This window comes from Planctomonas psychrotolerans, assembly GCF_008642235.1.
GTDB lineage: Bacteria > Actinomycetota > Actinomycetes > Actinomycetales > Microbacteriaceae > Planctomonas > Planctomonas psychrotolerans.
The window spans coordinates 187,083-205,454 of sequence record NZ_SJEV01000001.1; the positions used below are offsets into that span (position 1 = coordinate 187,083).

An 18,372-nucleotide genomic window follows, 5' to 3' on the forward strand; every position below is an offset into this window, starting at 1 on the left:
CTCAGCTCGCCGCCCGCGTCGCCGCCACGTCCTCGGCGAAGCCGGCGAGATCGTCGGATGTCCCGCCGTCGATGACGAGGGAGTGCAGGCGACGCCACGCCGCCCGGTGAGCCGTCTCCCACAGCGTCGGGAGCAGCGTCGCCCCGTCCGGACCGGACACCACGGCCTGCCCGGGCGTCGCCGTCTCGGGGCCGGGCAGCGTGAGTTCCGCCGCGGTCTCCGACCGCAGGATGCGGAGGCTGGCCGAGACCGGAACCGAGTCGCTGAGGATGCCGGAGAGACCGGCGGATGCGCCGCTGGCGAGGGTGGCGAGCGCGTCGTACCCGGTGCCGTTCCGGCGCGCGAACCGAATCGTGCGCACGGGCCCGACGGCCGCGCGGACGAGTGCCAGCTGGTTCAGCAGCACGCGGTCGATGTCGGAGCCAACGGGGGCGTTCACCCGCGACTCGACGAAGCTGTCCGCCGAGTGCTGCTCGGTGAAGGCGCCCGCACCGCTCGCCACAGCAGGGTTGTGCGACCAGGTCGAGTCGATGACCACGGGCACGCGGGCGGCAGCCGCCGCGTCGATGAGCGCGCCGACATCCTCACCCACCGGGTCGATGATCATCACACCGCGGGCACCCGCCCCGATCGCGGCGATCGCCTCGGCCGCCCAGCCGGCGTTCCCTGCGATACCGACGAGGTCGGCACCCTGGGCCTCGGGGGCGTGATGCAAGGACACCGGGAGCGACGCGATGACCTGCGCCACGTCTCCCATGAGTTTCGCGGCGGGCGCGGCCGTCACAGTGAGCCGAGTGGTCATGCGTGTGCTCCCTGCGTGGTCGTCAGCGCGGTGCGCACGTACTCCGAAGCCTGGTCGGCGACGTCGAGCGCGAAGGTCAGGTCATCGATGAGCACGGTGACGTCGAGCGGTTCGGCGGCACCTCGCGCCAACGCGGCGAGGTAACGCCATTCGGCCTCGTAACCATTGGCACGGTACGGGCCGTACACCTCGGTGCTGTCTCCTCGTCGCAACTGGGCGATCGCGGATCCCGCCTGCACGTACGACGGCGCGAAGTCGACGCGCAGCGAGGCGTCGTCGGCGATCGCCTCGAACGTCCATTCCGGACGCCAGCTGCTCGAATGCGCTCCGTGCACCTGCACGTTGCGATCCCCCACCCGTAGATTGACGAGGTATCCGGACGGGCTCAGTACCTGAGACGACAGCACCTCGAGGTCGGTGAAGTCCGGGCAGAAGACCCGCACGAGCGGTAGGTCGTGGATGGCGAGGCCCATGATGTTGCCCCGGATCATTTCCGCGGCGACCTCCGGGTCGGTGGGGTCGCGCGGCGGCCACACGGGACGGGTGATGACCTCCGTGGCGAAGTCCTCGTAGCGGGCGTTCGGGGGAAGCACGATGGTGTAGCGGATGGTATGCGCCGTCTCCACGAGGTCGCCCCAGTTCTCCTTCGCCGCGATCCACCCGGGGTCGAAGGTGTGCATGGCGCCGACGATGATCGGTACGCGGGTCTCCGTGGACACCGCGGCGATCTGCTCCGCCTCGGTCTGCGTCATGGCGAAGGGCTTCTCGCAGAGCACCGCACGCTTTCCGGCCCGACAGGCCGCGATGACCTGCTCGGCGTGGAACTGGTGCGGGCTGCACACGACGACGATCTGCACCTCGTCATCCGCGAGGAGTTCGTCGACGTCGGTGGTCCACGCCGCCCCGACACGGCCGGCGACCGACTGGGCTATCGCGGGGTCGACGTCCATGATGCGCGCGACATGGAAGACCTCCCGCAGCCGTGCGAGCGTGGGTAGATGGATGGCTTGGGTCACGGGGCCGGCGCCCAGAATCCCCACGCCGAGGGTCGATTCGGTCATCTCTTCCTCCAGTGGACGGAACATCGTCCCGCCGGTGGCGGACGATTCCCGACCACCGGGGACGACGAGCCTCAAAGGTATACCGGCGTACACCTTTCCACAACGGCAGTGCTCAGGTAACGATCGGGAATCAGCATCGCCCGGACGTGACCGCAGGAGCGGCCAGCGCGCGCATGCTGGACGGGGCGATCGTTCGGCGGTAACGTCGGAGGAAGTTCTCGCGGAGATTTTCGCGAAGATGTTTTACACTTTCGTATCGCGCTCGGCTATTCTGAGCCAGCCTGCTCTCCTCACTGCGTTATACGACTGGCGGAGCAGGCGAAGAACGTTGTTAGTATCGCTCCACACCGTCGCGCGATTGAGCTCGACACCTTCGAAAGTTTTTGTTCAACGACGAATAAACGATGTGCAGGCAGAGGCCCCGCCATCGGAAGGGAAGCCCCTCATGGCATCACAGTCCAACGGCGCCGCATTCACCAGGCGCGGATTCATCGGAGTCGCGGGCGGCGTTGCTGCAGCGGGTCTGCTCGCGGCGTGCGCACCCAGCGGCGGCGGCGGGGGCGGCGGCGGCGGTGGCGACGGCGAGATCAAGTTCTGGAACATGCCGTGGGGCAGCCCCGCGTTCAACGAACTCGACGAACAGATCACCCTGGACTACGAGCCCGAAGAGGGCCTCGGCGACGCGAGCTACCAGGTCATCCAGTGGGCCAACTTCACGCAGACCTTCGCGTCCGCCATCGCATCCAACACCGGCCCCGCCGTCAGTTCCGGTGGTGGCACGCAGGCGTTCCAGTTCGAGGCTCAGGACAAGATCGCGTACGCGGATGACCTCCTGGAGAGCTGGAAGGGAACCGGGCTCTACGACGACTTCCTGCCGGGCCTCATCGACACCCTCAAGGTGGAGGGCGGCTACGCCGCCGTTCCCTACAACCTCGACATGCGCGTCATCTGGTACAACGAGGAGCTCATGGAGCAGGCCGGCGCAACGCCGCCCACCGACTGGCCGAGCTACCTCGAGGCGTGCGAGGCGCTCAAGGCGATCAACGTCTACGGCTACGGCACGGGTGCCGGCGCGGGTGCGTTCACCGGAACGCACGCGCTCGTCTCCTGGATGATCAACAACGGCGGTGGTCTCTTCAACGAGAACCAGGAACCGGACTGCGTCACCCCCGCCAACATCGAAGCGATGGAGTTCGTCCTCGAGATGGTCGCCAAGGGCTACGTAGACCCGGCCAGCGCCACGTACACCTCGGCGAACGTGGAAAGTCAGTGGGAGGCTCGCACCTTTGGCATGGGGTACAACGGCGGTGGCCTCGCGAACAACATCGGTGGGGAGGTCGGCCCGGTCCTGCGGGTCAACAGCCCCCTCGTCGCGCCGTCGGGCGACAAGGGTGCGCTGTTCTTCCCGAACAGCATCATGATGTACACCAACACGCCCAACCAGGCGAGCTCCGAGGCGTTCCTCACGTACTACTACGAGAACATGGCGCCGCTGTGGACAGAAGGCACAGGCATCGGCCTGCCGCCGCTGAAGTCCATCACCGAGACGCCGGAGTTCCAGGCCGACGCCAACAACGTGAAGATCATCGAGGAGTGGCAGCCGATCGCCCGCACGTGGGCGGCACCCGGTGGAGACGCTCTGTTCTTCGGTGTGACGACCGTCGACGGAACGCCGGCGATGGACACCTTCACGCAGTCCATTCTGGGCGGCAGCACCGACGCGACCGCGGCGCTCACGCGGCTCCAGACCGCGATCGAGGACGCGCTGGCCTAACCACCCCGGCTCGAAGGCATCGACAGAAGACGAAGGAGTACGAATGTCGACCAATACCGTCGCGAGCCGGATGGAGCGCGCCAGAAATGGCGTGGGCGTATCCGGCGGCGGGTCCATCAATCCGCGCAAGAAGAAGCGGATCAGCCCACGCACGTGGACGCTGGTGGCATTCGCCGCTCCGTCGCTCTTCCTGTTGGTGCTGCTCAACCTGTATCCGGTGATCTACGCCGGCATCCAGTCCGTGCGTGATGGTGACCTCATCAATCCGGGCAACTTCGTCGGGTTGCAGAACTACACGGACGTGCTCACGTCCAGGAGTTTCTGGAACGCCACGCGGTTCACCCTGATCTTCACCATCGTCGGTGTTTTCGGCAGCTGGATGGTCGGGCTGGGTCTCGCCCTGCTCCTCCGCACCAAGGTGCCAGGAGGAGGATTCTTCAAGGTCCTCCTCCTGCTCCCCTGGGTGGTACCCGTGGTCGTGTCGGCAACCTCCTGGAACTGGCTGGTCGCCACACCCCAGAGCCCGCTGCCGATGCTGGCGCAGTCACTCGGCATGGGCAACGTGCTGTTCCTTGCGGACCCGGTGCTGGCGCAGGTGACCGTGTGCATCTTCAAGGTGTGGGTGAGCTTCCCGTTCATGATGATGATGATGTCGTCGGCACTCGCGTCGGTCGACATCAACGTGTACGAGGCGGCGAAGATGGACGGCGCCACGAACTGGCAGGCGTTCACCGGCATCACGATGCCGCTGATCTCCCGGTCCACCTACATCAGCTGGATCCTCATGACGATCTTCTGCGTCAACGACTTCCCCACGATCTTCCTCCTCACCGGAGGTGGTCCGGTGGACGCGACGACGTCCCTGGTCGTGCTCGCCTACCGCACCGTGTTCCAGAACTTCCAGACCGGCCCCGGCGTCGCGATCGCCTTCATCATGACGCTCGTCCTGGTCATCGTCTCGGTGGTGCTGTACCGCCAGATCCGAAAGGTTAACGTCGAATGAGCAGCGTAACCGTGGGCCATTCGCTGTCCACCGTGTCCACCACGAACCGGGCGCGCAAGCCCGACCCCGCCTCACGTGGTCAGTGGTGGCGGTTCGGACTCATCCTGACCATCACCGCCATCGTGCTCGTGCCGATCGCTTCGGTCGTGCTGCTGTCGCTGCAACCCTCACTGGGCAGCACGACGACCGCCGACTGGACGATCGAGAACTACGCGACCGTGTTCGAGCGGACCAACGTCGCGCGGTGGATGGCCAACAGCCTCTCCGTCACCCTCGTCACCGTGCTGATCTCGGTGATTGTCGCGGCGCCCGCCGGTTACGTGCTGTCGCGGTCCCGGAGCAAGCTGGTGTCGGGGTACTCGCTGGTGCTGTTCGTCGTGCAGTCGCTGCCGATCGTCACCGCGATCATCCCGCTGTTCATCCTCTTCGCCCAGCTGCAGCTGGTCGACAGCCTCGTCGGCATCACGATCATCTACGTCGGCTCGACGATGTCGGTGGCGATCTGGATGATGGCGGCCTACTACGACTCGATCCCGATCACGCTCGAGGAGGCCGCCTGGATGGACGGCTGCTCCGTGTTCGGCAGCTTCACCCGGGTCGTGCTGCGCAACTCCCTCCCGGGCGTGCTGTCCACCGCCATCTTCTCCTTCCTGCTGGCGTGGAACGACTACCTGGTGGCGGTCGTGTTCCTGCGGTCGAACGACAACTTCACCCTCCAGATCGGGCTGCAGTCGTTCTTCCAGCAGAACGCCACCAACTGGGGTCTCGTCATGACGGTCGCCGTTCTGATGATGCTGCCGCCGGTCATCCTGTTCATCTTCCTGAACAAGCACTTCAGCGTGGGTGGCATCGGAGGCTCGCTCGCCGGGCGGTGACCCGTGACCCGCTCGATTCCCGACGCCGGCTCCGCTTCTGCGGATGCCGGCGTCGGTGCGTTGGCGGGATACGCTACGTCGGTGCCCGACTCCCCCAGCTCTCGCGGCCCGCGCGGGCCGTACAAGCGGGGCATCGAGCGCCGGCGCGAGGTCGTCGAGACCGCGATGGAGGTCTTCGGTTCGAACGGATTCCGGGGCGGAACGCTGCAGCAGGTGGCCGAACGCGTGGGCGGGACGCCCGCCGCCATCCTCAAGCTGTTCGGCAACAAGGAGAACCTCCTCATCGCGGTGCTCGATCACTGGGGCACCGTGACCGGCGACGTGGTGGGCCGGGACAGCCGGGGCGTCGCCCACCTCGAGGGTCTCCGACGATTGATGGCCTATCACGTGGCCCACACCGGACTCCTGCAGATCTACACGACCATGGCGGTGGAGGCCACGTCGGCCGAGCATCCGGCCCATCGCTTCATGACCGACCGCTACGCCGCCACCCTCACGAACATGAAGCAGCTCTTCGTCGATGGCACCGCATCCGGACACTTCCGGCCCATGGATGACACCGAGATCGCCCGGGAAGCCGAGTGGCTCTTGGCCGCCATGGACGGGCTCGAGATCCAGTTCCTCATCAACCCGTCGTTCGACCTCGAGCGCTCGTTCGGCACCTACGTCGATCGGCTGATGCAGCGCGTGTCGCCGTCCTCCCCTCGTCCCGCATCATGAGCCCGGCCGACGGCACCGATCCCGATGATCGTGCGGTTCCGTCGACGTCGCCTCCGCCGCCTACCGCTCGGTGCGGTCGCGCATCGCCGCCACGAGGGCGGCGGCGCGAGGCGAGCGCAGCACGTCCTCGAGCAGCAGCGGCTTCTCGTCGGGCCCGGACAGCGGGATGCGCCAGTTCGGATACTCGTCGAGCGTCCCCGGCTGGTTCTGAGTGCGCCGGTCGCCGACCGCATCGGTCAGCGCCACGTTCAGCAGGCGCGAGGGCGCGAGCGTGAGGTACTCGTGCAACGCGGTGATGGTGTCCTCGACCGACGGCTCGGCGCCGATCAGGTCCCGACGGCGCAGCTCGTCGAGCCAACTCCCCCGCTCCTTCTCGTCGGCCGCGGCCTCCTCCTCGGCCGAGCGGGTCAGCAGCCCTAACCGGTCGCGCAGGCGCACGTGCTCGCCCACGAGGTAACCGGCGCTCGGCGGGAGGTCGTGCGTGGTGACCGAGGCGAGGCACAACTCCCGCCACTTCTCGGCGGGCAGCGGGTCGCCGTCCTCGTCCCGTTCGAACCACAGGATCGAGGTGCCGAGGATGCCCCGTTCGAGCAGGTACTCGCGCGCGGACTCCTCCACCACGCCGAGATCCTCGCCTACCACGACGGCGCCCGCGCGCAGCGCTTCGAGGGCGAGCACTCCGATCATCGCCTCGTGGTCGTATCGCACGTAGGTTCCCTCGGCCGGGCTGCGGCCCTCGGGCACCCACCACAGCCGGAAGAGACCGATGATGTGGTCGATGCGCACGCCACCCGCGTGCCGCAGCACGTTGGCGATGAGGTCACGGAACGGCGCATACGCCAGCTCCGCCAGTCGGTCGGGTCGCCACGGCGGCTGCTGCCAGTCCTGCCCGAGCTGGTTGAACGCGTCCGGCGGCGCACCGACGCGGATGCCGGTGGCATAGGCGTCGCGGAGCCGCCACGCATCCGCCCCGCCCGGATGCACACCCACCGCGAGGTCGTGCATGATGCCGAGGGACATGCCGGCGGTCGCCGCCTTGCCCTGTGCGCGCTGCAACTGCTCGTCGAGCACCCACTGGAGCCACATCTCGAAGTCGATCTCGTCCTCCGACACGGAGGCGCCCACCTCGGCCTCGGCGTTCGCCACGTTCCGCAGCGACTCGGGCCATTCTCGTGCGTCGTTGCCGTGGCGGATGGCCAGCACCGACCACAGGGCGAACTGCCGGAGCCCCGCGCCCTGTCGCTCGCAGTACGCGCGGTAGTCGAGGTCCCGGCCCGCACGCCGCGGGAGGGCGTGCAGCAGACCGAGTGCCTCGCGCTTCGCGGTCCAGGCGGTGTCGCGGTCGATGACGTCGGTTCCGTCGAGCCGCTCGTGCACGTCGGCGGCGAGGGCGTCGATGCGGGTGCGGGTGTCGGCGTCCGCGGTCGCGTACTCCGGCACGTCCTCGATGCGCAGGTAGAGCGGATTGAAGAAGCGGCGAGACGACGGGAGGTACGGCGACGGCTGCACCGGCGCGACCGGTTCCGCCGCGTGCAGCGGATTGACGAGCACGTAGTCGGCACCGAGGTTCGCCGACCACACCGCCAGGTCCGTCAGGTCGGCGAGGTCGCCCACGCCCCAGGACTGAGCGGAGCGCACGCTGTACAGCTGGGTGGCGAAGCCCCACGACGATCCCTCCCCGAGGGTGTCGGGCAGACCGAGCCAGCGGGGCGTCACGATGAGCGCGGCCTCCGCGGTGCTGTCACCGGCCGCGGCTCGCACCGTGTGGTAGCCGAGGGGAAGGTCGGCGGGAAGGGCCACGGGAATGGCGTCGACGGACGACCCGTCGATCGTGCGCGACTCCGACGGCGTCGTCGCGGCGTCGAGTGCTCGCTCGAGGCCGGACTCGAGGGTCACGGTCACCTCGACGGCGGCGCCACCGGGAACATGCGTCACGAGGTGGGCATCGTCACCCTCCCGGATCACACGGGACGGCGGCAGCATACGGCGCCACGCGTCCTCGTCCCGCGCCCGAAGAGCGGCCTCGGGGTCGGATGCATCCACCCCCATCGCCGCGAGCACCTCGGCGATTGCATCGTCGGGCACGGCGACCACGTCGTCCTGCCAGTTCTCGAACGACGTGGACACGCCGTACGCCTCCGCGAGCCGATGCAGCGGGGACGAGGGAGTCGAGGGTTCGGGAGTAGAAGCCATGTGTCGATTCTGACCGGGTGCGCGCCGCGGTGCGAGCCTGGGCGGACCGAAGCGGGCCCGTCGAGGGCGGGTGCTGGGCCACAGGAACATCATCGGCGCCTGTGCGTTCACCCGGATCCGCTACGGTCGGGCCCTTCCCGAGCCACGGCTGCACGGAGCCGGGACACGGGCAACACGAAGGGAAGCACATGACCACGGGCGGACGACACAAGCGGTGGCCGGGCCGAATAGCGGAAGGAAGTGACCGATGACCGCGCCCATCGCGAGGGAAGAGCTGGCAAGCCAGGTGCGGCGACGGCTCGGAGCGCGGACTCGCACGGCCGCGGCGACGACGGTGACCGCCGACGGCATCACCACCGCGGTGATCGGCGCACCGGAGCACGCGGACTTCGAGATCGGCTCCATCTCGAAGGGGGTCACCGGCCTCCTCTACACGGATGCGCTCTCCCGCGGGGAGGTGTCGTCGGAGACCACGCTGGGCGACCTGCTGCCTCTCGGCGACTCCGACCTGAAGACCGTGACGCTCGCGTCGATCGCCGTCCACTCGTCCGGACTGCCCAGCCTGCCGCCCGCCGCTCAACCCCTGAGGGGCACCCTGCGCCTGTGGCGGAGCGGCACCAACCCCTACGGAGAAACCGTGGACCAGCTGCTCGAACAGGCGCGAAGCGTGACGCTCGGGTCACCCCGGCCGAGGTACTCGAACCTGGGTTTCCAGCTCCTCGGTCACGCGGTGGCGAGCGCGGCCGGGTCCACCTACCCCGACATCCTGCGCCAGCGCATCACGGAGCCGCTCGGACTCTCGACGATGCACGCCCCGTCCTCGGCCGCTGAGCTCCGCCCTTCGTCCGTGGTCGGCGTCAGCCGCTCCGGTCGCACGATGGAGCCATGGACGGGCGCGGGCATCGCGCCGGCGGGCGGCATCCGCTCATCGATCGGCGACATGGCGCGGCTTGCCCGCGCTCTCCTCGACGGTACGGCGCCCGGCGTCACCGCGCTCGACCCGGTGACGACCTTCACCGGTCCGGCGGTGCGGATCGGTGCGGGCTGGCTGACTCTCAGCGCGAGGAGTCGCGAGATCACGTGGCACAACGGTGGCACCGGCGGATTCCGCTCCTGGATGGGGCTCGACCGCGAGGCGGGGACCGCGGTCGTCGTGCTCGCCGCCCGGTCGGTGTCCGTCGATCGCCACGGCTTCGCGATGCTCGCCGACCTCACCCCCTGACGCGGCCGTGGGCCCCGCTCACGTCGCTTCGACAGGCTCAGCGACCGTACCCCCGCGACAGCACGTTGGCTCACGTCGCTTCGAGAAGCTCAGCGACCGTACCCCCACGGTCCCTGAGCCCGTCGAAGGGACGCAACCACCTCACGTCGCTTCGACAAGCTCAGCGACCGCACCCCCGCGACAGAACGTCGGCTCACGTCGCTTCGACAAGCTCAGCGACCGTACCGCGAGAACGCATCCCCACGGTCCCTGAGCCCGCACGGTCCCTGAGCCTGTCGAAGGGACGCAACCCGCCCTTGCCCGGACCACCCTCCGAACTCCCACCGCGAAGGCGGAATGCGCACGTGACCAGCGTTGTTGTATCAGTAGGCACACGTGAGGAGACAGGGCATGAAGGGTGATCGAGTGGAGATCGTCGTCGATGCAGGCGACGCGACCCGCACATACGAGATAGAAGCGACGCGGGCCGGTCGGCGCTTGGAGATCGCGCACGGGCGCGGCCTGGTCGAGGTGAGCGAGGTGACCCGCGGCGGAACCGCGGTGCGCACCGCCCGTTTCATGGCGAACCGCGTCATCGCGTTGGTGGAGCATCCGGCCAAGCAGGCCCCGACCGCGGACGAACTGGCGACGTTGCACCGCATCGCCTGAGCACGGCGACAGGAAAACGGATGAGGGCCGACCGCACACGCGGCCGGCCCTCTGTCGCGTCGCGGCGACGTCACGGCTTCATCCCTCGAGGGAGACCCGCAATCCGAGCGCCCGCAAAAGCCCGCGACTTCACCCGATGTTCACGCAGTCGCCCCGGCGATGGAGGAGGATCTGCCCATGTCGATGTCTGAGCCGTTCCTTCCGCACCCCTCGCACGATGACCGCACCGCGGCGGCCGAGCCCGGGGGTGAAGGTGCGCCGCTGTCGCAATCGGCGGAGGAACCCGACCTCCTGGGTGGCGAGAACGAGCCGAGCACCCCGGAACCCGACCTGGACGAGCGGGAGGACCCGCCGTTCCGTACGCCCCAAGCCGGAGACTCGGTGGACGAGGACGAGCTCCGCACTGACCTGAGCGACTGAGCCGGAGCACGGCGAAAAGGGCGCATAGGTCGGTGACTACGACGACGCAGCACCGCTCCGTCCTCGTCGTCACTTCGACTCCCTGAGAATTCCCACAGGAAGGAACTCCTCGGGTTCCCGAGGAGAAGGGTGGAAAGGGACGGCACGTGGTCGTCCCTACCGCGAGGAGCCCCCATGTACTTCCACGCTCAAACCTGGATCAACGAGATCGCTGACGGCGAGCCGGATCCGGCCGCCGCGAACGCGCTGCAGGAGGGGCTCGGCGGCCAGTTCGGCGAAATGCGCACCATGATGCAGTACCTCTTCCAGGCGATGAACTTCCGGGGTACGTCGGCCAAGCCGTACCGCGACCTCATCCAGGGCGTCGGCACCGAGGAGATCAGCCACGTCGAGCTGATCGGCACCACCATCTCCCGACTGCTCGACGGTGCGCCCGGATACTCGGGCAAACTCACCGACCCGCTCGACGAGCCCGGCAAGAAGGGCGCGACCCCGCTCAACATCGCGCTCGACACCGGCAACATCCACCACTACCTGGTGGGAGCGCAGGGCGCGCTGCCCGTCGACTCCGTCGGCAACCCGTGGAGCGGCAGTTACGTCTACAACTCGGGCAACCTTCCCCTCGACCTGTTGTACAACCTCATGCTCGAGTCGACCGGACGCCTGCAGAAGTGCCGCATCTACGAGATGACCGACAACCCCACGGCCCGCAGCACCGTCGCCTACCTCATCGTGCGCGATCAGGCGCACGAGAACGCCTTCGCTCGCGCGCTGGAGACGCTCGGTGTCGCGTGGAACACACTGCTGCCGATCCCGAAGACGAATGCGGAGCAGTTCCCCGAGGTGAAGAAGCTGCTCGACCTGGGCCTGCAAAGCAAGCAGTACAGCTTCGATCTCGATGACAAGAGCGAGGCGGGCAAGATCTTCCGCGGCGCTTCGCCGTCGAACGATGGCACGGTGCTGAGCGCGACCGAGCAGGCCCCCGCCGGTGCTCCGTCGTTCATCGCTCCCGAGCGCCTCGAGGAATTCTCCCCGGGTCTCGACAAGGATCTTCTGGCGCTCATCCAGCAGACCGCGGAGATGGAACTCGACGAGATCTCGTCGTTCTACGGCCCCACCGCCAAGTAGCGCGAACTCTCCCAGCCGCACGCGCAACGCCCCGGCACGGTGCCACCTCGGATCCAATCCGAAGGGCATCGCGCCGGGGCGCTGTGCTGTGCCAAGGGGCGCGTCGGGCGAAGCGCCTTACTGCATGTACTGGGCGACGAGAACGGCGCCGAGCACCATCGAGGCGATGTTCAGCACGATGCCGATCGAGCCGGTGATGATGCCGGCGAGCGCGATCTTGGCTGCACCCGGCTCGTTCTTCCGGCTGATAACACCGAGGATCACGGCAGCAATGCCGAAGAAGATCCAGAGGATGGGCAGGAACAGGCAGAACACGATGCTGATGATGCCGAAGACGAGGGACAGGATGCCCTTGGTCTTGGATGCGGTGGCGGCGCGGTGTGTGGACATGGGTGGATCCATTTCTCTCGGGTGGGTTGAGTGCACTGTTTTCGGGTGAGTGCACCCGGCTCGAGTCTAGAATCCGGCGACTTTTCGACCTACGGTGCCCGGCGCCCCAGTAACGGGGGCGCCCGCAGCGACTCCACCTTCAGGCCGTCAGGCGCGATGCGGACCGGTACCGTTGTCTCATGACTTCCGCTGACGCCACCGCCCCCGCCGAATCCGACGCGAGCGGTGCCACGCAGACGTTCTCCGACCTCGGACTCGACGAGAGGGTGCTGAAGGCACTCAAGGACGTCGGCTACGAGACGCCCTCGGCCATCCAGTCCGCCACCATCCCGCTGCTTCTGGACGGACGCGACGTGGTCGGACTCGCGCAGACCGGAACCGGGAAGACGGCCGCCTTCGCACTCCCCATCCTTTCCCGCCTCGACATGACGCAGAAGACTCCGCAGGCCCTCGTACTCGCGCCGACGCGCGAGCTCGCGTTGCAGGTCTGCGAGGCGTTCGAGTCGTACGCCTCGCATCTGCGCGGCGTACACGTGCTCCCGGTCTATGGCGGCCAGGCCTATGGGGTACAGCTCTCGGCCTTGCGCCGTGGCGTGCACATCGTCGTCGGCACGCCCGGTCGCATCATGGACCACCTCGACAAGGGCACCCTCGACCTCACCCAGCTCAAGTACCTCGTGCTCGACGAGGCCGACGAGATGCTGAAGATGGGCTTCGCGGAAGACGTGGAGACGATCCTCGCCGACACCCCCGACACCAAGCAGGTCGCCTTGTTCTCCGCGACGATGCCGGCGCAGATCCGCCGCATCTCGGCGAAGTACCTGCACGACCCCGAAGAGATCACGGTCAAGAACAAGACCACCACGTCGGCGAACACCGCCCAGCGTTACCTCGTGGTGTCGTACCCGCAGAAGGTCGACGCGCTCACCCGCATCCTCGAGGTGGAGAACTTCGAGGCGATGATCGTGTTCGTGCGCACGAAGAACGAGACGGAGACGCTGGCCGAAAAGCTGCGCGCCCGCGGGTACTCGGCTTCGGCCATCAGCGGCGACGTCGCGCAGGCTCAGCGTGAGCGTACCGTCAACCAGCTCAAGTCGGGCAAGCTCGACATCCTCGTCGCCACGGATGTCGCGGCGCGCGGCCTCGACGTCGACCGCATCAGCCACGTGGTCAACTTCGACATCCCCATCGACACCGAGTCCTACGTGCACCGCATCGGCCGCACCGGTCGCGCGGGTCGGTCGGGGGACGCGATCAGCTTCGTGACGCCCCGCGAGCGTCGCCTCCTCACCGCCATCGAGCGCGCCACGCGTCAGCCGCTGACCCAGATGCAACTGCCGACCGCCGAAGACGTGAACGCCACCCGGCTCACGCGCTTCGACGACCAGATCACGGCCGCCCTCGAGCAGACGGATCGCATCGAAGGATTCCGCGACATCATCGGACACTACGTGTCCCATCACGACGTACCCGAGGCCGACGTCGCTGCAGCGCTCGCCGTCGTAGCGCAGGGCGAGACCCCGCTGCTGCTCACGCCGCAGGACGAGCGCGCGCAGCGCTTCGAACGTGAGCGCGACGACCGGGAGCGGAGCGGCTCGGGCGGGTCCAGCGGCCGGGATGCTCGCGGATCGGGCGACCGCCGTCCCTCGGGTGACCGTCCGGAGCGCCGCGGCCGCGCGTCCGACTCGTCGCTCACCACCTACCGGATCGCGGTGGGCAAGCGACACAGGGTGGAGCCGCGGCAGATCGTCGGCGCCCTCGCGAACGAGGGCGGGCTCACCCGCGGTGATTTCGGGGCCATCGACATCCGTCCCGACTTCTCCCTCGTGGATCTGCCGGCCGACCTGCCGAACGACGTCTTCGAGCGCCTCAGCGGCACCCGCATCAGCGGCAAGCTCATCGAGCTGCGTCCGGACCGCGGCGCACCCGGTGCCCGCCGCGACGGCGCCGAGCGCCCGGGCCGCAAGCCCCGACACGACTAGCGCACCGAGCACCGGTCCGTCACAACACGCGCGCCGGCCCTACTCGCCGGTCGGCGCGAACTCATTGAACGCCTCGTGACCCTTGCGAACGGTGCCATCCGCTTCGATGAAGTGAAGGGTCTCCGGCCAGCCGACCGGACCGTACTCGGCTCGGTGCAGGTCGGCGATCAGGCTGTGATGCAGCGCGTGCGCCGTGAAGCCGATCCCTCGCTTCTTCAGCTCACCGAGCGTGTACCGCATCACCTCGACGTGCTTTTCGTCGTCGTTCGCGCCCCACACCGTCTCGTTGCCGATGAGGCCTTTCCCCGACGCCTCGGCGATCGCGACGCACTCGTCGAGGTACTTCTCGAAGCCCTCCTTCGTGGCCGTGGTGTTGTGCGCGCTCACCGAATTCCACATCCAGTACGGGTGCATCGACAGGATGTCCGAGATGTGCTCGGTGGCCCTCAGCGCCTCGATGTGGGGGTAATTGCCGATGGTGAGGGGCTGCGTGGCGCCGAGCTTCTTGCAGGTTTTGTACACCCAGGTGAGCCACGTGAGCTCTGCGATCCGGATGGGGTTCTCGGGGTCGAGTCCGTACGTGCCCATGAGCGGCTCGTTGCAAAGGTCCCAGGAATAGATGCGTTGGTCGTCGGCGTAGGCACCGATCAAGCCCTCGAGGTACTCGGTGAACAGTCTCTCGGCCACCGCGACCGGGGCTCCCTCGGCACGATCCAGGTCGAAGAGGTCCTCGGCGCGGGTCCACGAGCTGAGGCCCGGCACGATGTGATCGAGCGCCACCCCGCCGAAGTCGCACACAGGGTCGCGCCAGCGATTGAAGATGACCGGCATCACGAGGATGTCATGCGAGGCGAAGAGGGTCAGCCCGGCCTCGAAGTTCGCGAGGAACCGCTCGGGGTTGCGCTGGTAGGCCTCATGGGAGAGCCACCACCGTGCGGTGTTCCACTTCGGGAACGCCGCCTTGCCGCGGGCGATCTCGACCGCCATGGTCCCGTGGTCGTGGTGCTGCCAGACGTCGAGGCCGCTCGTCCCCCAGGAACCGTCGTAGTTGAAGCCGTACACATCGCTGCTCTTCACGTCGTGCCTTTCTCATCGTTGATCGTGCGGTGAAGGTGGAAATCTGTGGGTTGATCACGATCCGAGTCGTCGGGGAGGATCAGGATCTTGCCCGACGAATGCGCCCTCATCCGATCGATGGCGTCGTCGAACTCCGACAGCGGAAACCGGTCGGACACGAGGAGTGCCGGGTGCACCCGACCCGAGCTGAGCAGCTCGAGCGCCTGCGGCCACACGCCGGGGCTCCCCAGCGAGCCGACGATCGTCTGGTCGTTGATCACCACGCGATCCAGGTCGATGGGGAGGGCGCCGAGGCCGTTCAGGCCCACCACGACGAGTCGACCGCCGTTCGCCAGATTTCCGAACGAGTCGGCCACGCCGTAGGCGGATCCGCTGGCTTCGAACACGATGGGGAACGTCTCACCGGGGCGCGCCGCCCTGGCGCCGAGTTCGGTCAGCCGTGCCATCCGGGATGCCTCGGGCTCCGCTACGGCGACGTCGGCCCCGTACAATTCGATGAGGATCGCCGCGATCAACCAGCCGATGGCTCCACCACCGGTGACCATAACCCGCTCCCCCTCGCCGCACGACGAGCGGAGCACGGCCCGCAGGGCGATCGCGGTCGGCTCGGTGAAGACTGCGTCCTCCACGTCGACCGCATCGGGAACGGGATGCACGCTGCTGGCCGGAAGCACGAGATAGCCCGCGAACGCGCCGTCGAGGTTCATCACCCCGGTCTCACGCCGGTCGCCGCACTGGTTGTAGTCGCCCGCGAGGCAGAGGTCGCAGTGCCCGCAGCCGATGCTGCACTCACCGACGACGAGGTCACCTGAAGCGAAGCCGACGACGTCCGACCCGATGTCCACGACTCGCGCGACCCACTCGTGGCCGGGCACCATCGGAAGCGTCGCGCGGCCGGAACGGATGTAGGCCATCGTCCCGTCGAGGAGTTCGAGATCCGTTCCGCAGAGCCCGACCGCCAGGGGCGCCATCAGCACCTCGTCGCTCGCGACCGCGGGCCTCGGGCGATTCGCGAGACGGTACTCGCCCGGCCTCTCGATCGTCAGTGCGCGCATCGTTCCTCACCCATTGAGTTCTCCGCATCCCGTGCGGCACGACCTCGTGACCCGCAACGTCGACGCCCGTGGCAAGCGCCTTCCGGCCATCCAACACTCAGGTACGGGGCGATGTAAAGTTCGTTCCCCGATCAGGAAAGTTTCGTTCCGGCAATCAGCCGAGCACGTCGAGCCACACGGACACCGGGTCGCCGACCTTCAGCACGTTGGCGTCGCGGACCGCACGCTTCACGGGCAGCACGTAGGATCCGCCCGTGCTCTGCGGGAACACGGACGTGCGCCACACCACCGTCCCGACGCGGGCCTGCACGCGCACCGCGCCGAATCCGCGTGCCGTGGTGTCGGTGAGCGCGGCGATCTCGTCGGCGGCGTCGTCCGGCAGGGTGACGAACGTCCACAAATCCCGCCGCGACTCCCACGGCCAGAGGGTCGCGGTGAACTCGTAGGTGAGCGGCACGGGTTGCTCATTCCCTCAGCAGGGCGCGGAGCGTCTGGATGGTGTCCGCCTCGGCGGGCGGCTTGTCCTCGCGGTAGTGCCTGACCCGGGCGAACCGCAAAGCGATCCCGCCCGGGTAGCGCGACGACCGCTGCACGCCGTCGATGGCGATCTCCACCACGGTGACCGGGTCGACCCACACGGTGTTGGCCGTGCGACGGAGCTCGATCTCCTGGAACCGCTCGGTCTGCCAGGCGAGCACCGCGTCGGTGAGCCCTTTGAACGTCTTCCCGACCATGACGTAGGAGCCCGCCTCGCCGAACTCCCCCGTCGCATCGAGCGCGCCGAGGTGCAGGTTGGACAGCATCCCGCTGCGCCGGCCCGATCCCCACTCGCAGGCGAGCACCACCAGGTCGAAGGTGTGCACGGGTTTCACCTTCACCCAGCTCGAGCCGCGACGACCGGCCGCGTACGGCGAGCCGATGGCCTTGACCACCACGCCCTCGTGTCCGGCGGCGAGCGCATCCCGAGACACGCGCTCCGCCGCATCGGGGTCGGTGGTGATCTCTCCCGGGATGCGGTGCGCCGGGGCGATGCGCTCGAGCTCCGCAATGCGAAGGGACAGAGGCTCCTCGAGCAGATCGCGACCGTCCACGTGCAGCACATCGAAGAACCACGGGTGCAGGATCGTGTCGCGGGCGGCATCCGCTCCGAACCGCGACATCGTCTCCTGAAACGGGCGCGGGGCACCGTCCTCGTCGAGCGACAGCGTCTCGCCGTCGAGGATCACGCGGTCCGCCGGCATCCGCCGCACGATCTCCACGACCTCGGGCAGCCGGTGCGTCACGTCGGCGAGGGTGCGGGTGAAGATGCGCACGTCGTCGCCCGACCGGTGCACCTGGATGCGCGCGCCGTCGAGCTTGTACTCCACGGATGCCTCGCCCGTGCCGGCCAGCGCCTCCGTCGGAGTCGACGCCGTGGCGGCGAGCATCGGCAGCACGGGTCGGCCGACGACGAGTCCGACGTCGGCGAGATCCTGTTCGCTGCCGGTGAGGGCGAGCCGTGCCGTTTCGCCCAGGTCGCCGGAGAGCATGGCGGCCCGTCGCACGGCGTCGACGCCCCGGTCGGCCGCGGCCGCGATCGCATCGGTGAGCACGCCTTCGAGAGCCCCGGTGCGGATTTCGCCCATCAGCACCCGGGCGATGAAATCCTGCTCGCGTGCCGTCGCCCGCGATGTCACGTCCCGCAATGCGGACGCGCGGGCGGCATCCGATCCGCTGCCCGACACGCGAACGAGGCGATCGAAGAGGGCGTCGAACTCCGCCACGGTGAGGGTGGCGTCGGCCGCAGGATCGCCCAGTGCCCCCGACACGGAGCGCCAGCCCACGCCGACCCTGCCCTGTCGCGGCTTGCCGACCAGGAATCCGACCGCCGGCGCGATCTCCGCCGCGTCAAGGCGTCGTAGCACGTCGGCCAGCGCCTGCACCTTCGCCAGCCGCGAGCGGGTGGAGGTCACGGTTTCGGCGGTTCCGACGAGGTCCTCGAGCAGCACGGGGCCAGTCTTGCACCCACCACCGACGCAGGAG

The 18,372-nt window shown here is 68.1% G+C and carries 17 protein-coding genes; 9 read left to right on the top strand and 8 right to left on the bottom strand.

The annotated features are described in order from the left end of the window. Position 1: 1 nt before the first annotated feature. Both EY822_RS00785 and EY822_RS00790 read right to left on the bottom strand, forming a co-directional pair. Positions 2-802, bottom strand: coding sequence for a hypothetical protein (locus EY822_RS00785; RefSeq protein ID WP_150306530.1), 801 nt, complete (start codon positions 800-802; stop codon positions 2-4). Continuing rightward, positions 799-1,863, bottom strand: coding sequence for a Gfo/Idh/MocA family protein (locus tag EY822_RS00790; RefSeq protein WP_227496908.1), 1,065 nt, complete (start codon positions 1,861-1,863; stop codon positions 799-801). The genes EY822_RS00785 and EY822_RS00790 overlap by 4 nt, the downstream gene beginning before the upstream one ends. Positions 1,864-2,308: 445 nt before the next feature. On the opposite strand from EY822_RS00790, the gene EY822_RS00795 reads away from it, so the two are divergent. The 4 genes from EY822_RS00795 to EY822_RS00810 all read left to right on the top strand — a co-directional run bounded on the left by EY822_RS00795 (position 2,309) and on the right by EY822_RS00810 (position 6,235). After that, positions 2,309-3,637, top strand: coding sequence for an ABC transporter substrate-binding protein (locus EY822_RS00795; protein WP_150306532.1), 1,329 nt, complete (start codon positions 2,309-2,311; stop codon positions 3,635-3,637). Positions 3,638-3,680: 43 nt separating this feature from the next. Further along, positions 3,681-4,640, top strand: a complete 960-nt coding sequence (locus tag EY822_RS00800; RefSeq protein ID WP_150306533.1) for a carbohydrate ABC transporter permease — start codon at positions 3,681-3,683, stop codon at positions 4,638-4,640. After that, positions 4,637-5,515 carry a carbohydrate ABC transporter permease gene (locus EY822_RS00805; RefSeq protein WP_150306534.1) on the top strand — a complete coding sequence of 293 codons (879 nt, stop codon included), beginning with the start codon at positions 4,637-4,639 and terminating at the stop codon, positions 5,513-5,515. The genes EY822_RS00800 and EY822_RS00805 overlap by 4 nt, the downstream gene beginning before the upstream one ends. Positions 5,516-5,596: 81 nt before the next feature. Further along, on the top strand, positions 5,597-6,235 hold the full coding sequence (locus tag EY822_RS00810) for a TetR/AcrR family transcriptional regulator (protein WP_150306535.1): 639 nt from the start codon (positions 5,597-5,599) through the stop codon (positions 6,233-6,235). A gap of 60 nt (positions 6,236-6,295) precedes the next feature. On the opposite strand, the gene malQ is transcribed toward EY822_RS00810, so the two are convergent. After that, entirely contained in the window at positions 6,296-8,428 is a 2,133-nt protein-coding gene (malQ, locus tag EY822_RS00815) for a 4-alpha-glucanotransferase (RefSeq protein ID WP_150306536.1), read from the bottom strand. A gap of 247 nt (positions 8,429-8,675) precedes the next feature. On the opposite strand from malQ, the gene EY822_RS00820 reads away from it, so the two are divergent. The 4 genes from EY822_RS00820 to EY822_RS00835 all read left to right on the top strand — a co-directional run bounded on the left by EY822_RS00820 (position 8,676) and on the right by EY822_RS00835 (position 11,846). Further along, positions 8,676-9,650, top strand: coding sequence for a serine hydrolase domain-containing protein (locus tag EY822_RS00820; protein ID WP_150306537.1), 975 nt, complete (start codon positions 8,676-8,678; stop codon positions 9,648-9,650). A 390-nt stretch (positions 9,651-10,040) separates the two neighbouring features. Next, positions 10,041-10,298 (top strand): hypothetical protein, encoded by a 258-nt coding sequence (locus EY822_RS00825; protein ID WP_150306538.1) that lies wholly within the window; start codon positions 10,041-10,043, stop codon positions 10,296-10,298. A 177-nt stretch (positions 10,299-10,475) separates the two neighbouring features. Then, complete coding sequence (locus EY822_RS00830; protein WP_150306539.1) at positions 10,476-10,718, top strand: hypothetical protein; 243 nt, start codon at positions 10,476-10,478, stop codon at positions 10,716-10,718. Positions 10,719-10,892: 174 nt separating this feature from the next. Further along, the gene (locus EY822_RS00835; RefSeq protein ID WP_150306540.1) at positions 10,893-11,846 is read left to right on the top strand and encodes a manganese catalase family protein; all 954 of its coding nucleotides are present in this window, start codon (positions 10,893-10,895) and stop codon (positions 11,844-11,846) included. A gap of 117 nt (positions 11,847-11,963) precedes the next feature. On the opposite strand, the gene EY822_RS00840 is transcribed toward EY822_RS00835, so the two are convergent. Continuing rightward, the gene (locus EY822_RS00840) at positions 11,964-12,236 is read right to left on the bottom strand and encodes a hypothetical protein (protein WP_150306541.1); all 273 of its coding nucleotides are present in this window, start codon (positions 12,234-12,236) and stop codon (positions 11,964-11,966) included. Positions 12,237-12,415: 179 nt separating this feature from the next. Between EY822_RS00840 and EY822_RS00845 the strand changes: the two genes are divergently transcribed. After that, positions 12,416-14,218, top strand: coding sequence for a DEAD/DEAH box helicase (locus EY822_RS00845; RefSeq protein ID WP_150306542.1), 1,803 nt, complete (start codon positions 12,416-12,418; stop codon positions 14,216-14,218). Between the two features lie 39 nt (positions 14,219-14,257). On the opposite strand, the gene EY822_RS00850 is transcribed toward EY822_RS00845, so the two are convergent. The 4 genes from EY822_RS00850 to EY822_RS00865 all read right to left on the bottom strand — a co-directional run bounded on the left by EY822_RS00850 (position 14,258) and on the right by EY822_RS00865 (position 18,338). Then, entirely contained in the window at positions 14,258-15,295 is a 1,038-nt protein-coding gene (locus tag EY822_RS00850) for a glycoside hydrolase 5 family protein (protein ID WP_150306543.1), read from the bottom strand. Then, complete coding sequence (locus EY822_RS00855) at positions 15,292-16,350, bottom strand: zinc-dependent alcohol dehydrogenase (protein WP_150306544.1); 1,059 nt, start codon at positions 16,348-16,350, stop codon at positions 15,292-15,294. The genes EY822_RS00850 and EY822_RS00855 overlap by 4 nt, the downstream gene beginning before the upstream one ends. A 154-nt stretch (positions 16,351-16,504) precedes the next feature. Further along, positions 16,505-16,807 carry a DUF1905 domain-containing protein gene (locus EY822_RS00860; protein ID WP_150306545.1) on the bottom strand — a complete coding sequence of 101 codons (303 nt, stop codon included), beginning with the start codon at positions 16,805-16,807 and terminating at the stop codon, positions 16,505-16,507. Positions 16,808-16,814: 7 nt separating this feature from the next. Next, complete coding sequence (locus EY822_RS00865) at positions 16,815-18,338, bottom strand: ATP-dependent DNA ligase (protein WP_150306546.1); 1,524 nt, start codon at positions 18,336-18,338, stop codon at positions 16,815-16,817. Between the last annotated feature and the right edge of the window lie 34 nt (positions 18,339-18,372).

Bases quoted from the DNA above. Each gene is read 5' to 3' on its own strand.
- EY822_RS00855 (WP_150306544.1), bottom strand. From the start codon at position 16,350: ATGCGCGCACTGACGATCGAGAGGCCGGGCGAGTACCGTCTCGCGAAT.
- EY822_RS00805 (WP_150306534.1), top strand. From the start codon at position 4,637: ATGAGCAGCGTAACCGTGGGCCATTCGCTGTCCACCGTGTCCACCACG.
- EY822_RS00820 (WP_150306537.1), top strand. From the start codon at position 8,676: ATGACCGCGCCCATCGCGAGGGAAGAGCTGGCAAGCCAGGTGCGGCGA.
- EY822_RS00785 (WP_150306530.1), bottom strand. From the start codon at position 802: ATGACCACTCGGCTCACTGTGACGGCCGCGCCCGCCGCGAAACTCATG.
- EY822_RS00825 (WP_150306538.1), top strand. From the start codon at position 10,041: ATGAAGGGTGATCGAGTGGAGATCGTCGTCGATGCAGGCGACGCGACC.
- EY822_RS00795 (WP_150306532.1), top strand. From the start codon at position 2,309: ATGGCATCACAGTCCAACGGCGCCGCATTCACCAGGCGCGGATTCATC.
- EY822_RS00830 (WP_150306539.1), top strand. From the start codon at position 10,476: ATGTCGATGTCTGAGCCGTTCCTTCCGCACCCCTCGCACGATGACCGC.
- EY822_RS00800 (WP_150306533.1), top strand. From the start codon at position 3,681: ATGTCGACCAATACCGTCGCGAGCCGGATGGAGCGCGCCAGAAATGGC.
- EY822_RS00790 (WP_227496908.1), bottom strand. From the start codon at position 1,863: ATGACCGAATCGACCCTCGGCGTGGGGATTCTGGGCGCCGGCCCCGTG.
- EY822_RS00840 (WP_150306541.1), bottom strand. From the start codon at position 12,236: ATGTCCACACACCGCGCCGCCACCGCATCCAAGACCAAGGGCATCCTG.
- EY822_RS00835 (WP_150306540.1), top strand. From the start codon at position 10,893: ATGTACTTCCACGCTCAAACCTGGATCAACGAGATCGCTGACGGCGAG.
- EY822_RS00845 (WP_150306542.1), top strand. From the start codon at position 12,416: ATGACTTCCGCTGACGCCACCGCCCCCGCCGAATCCGACGCGAGCGGT.
- malQ (WP_150306536.1), bottom strand. From the start codon at position 8,428: ATGGCTTCTACTCCCGAACCCTCGACTCCCTCGTCCCCGCTGCATCGG.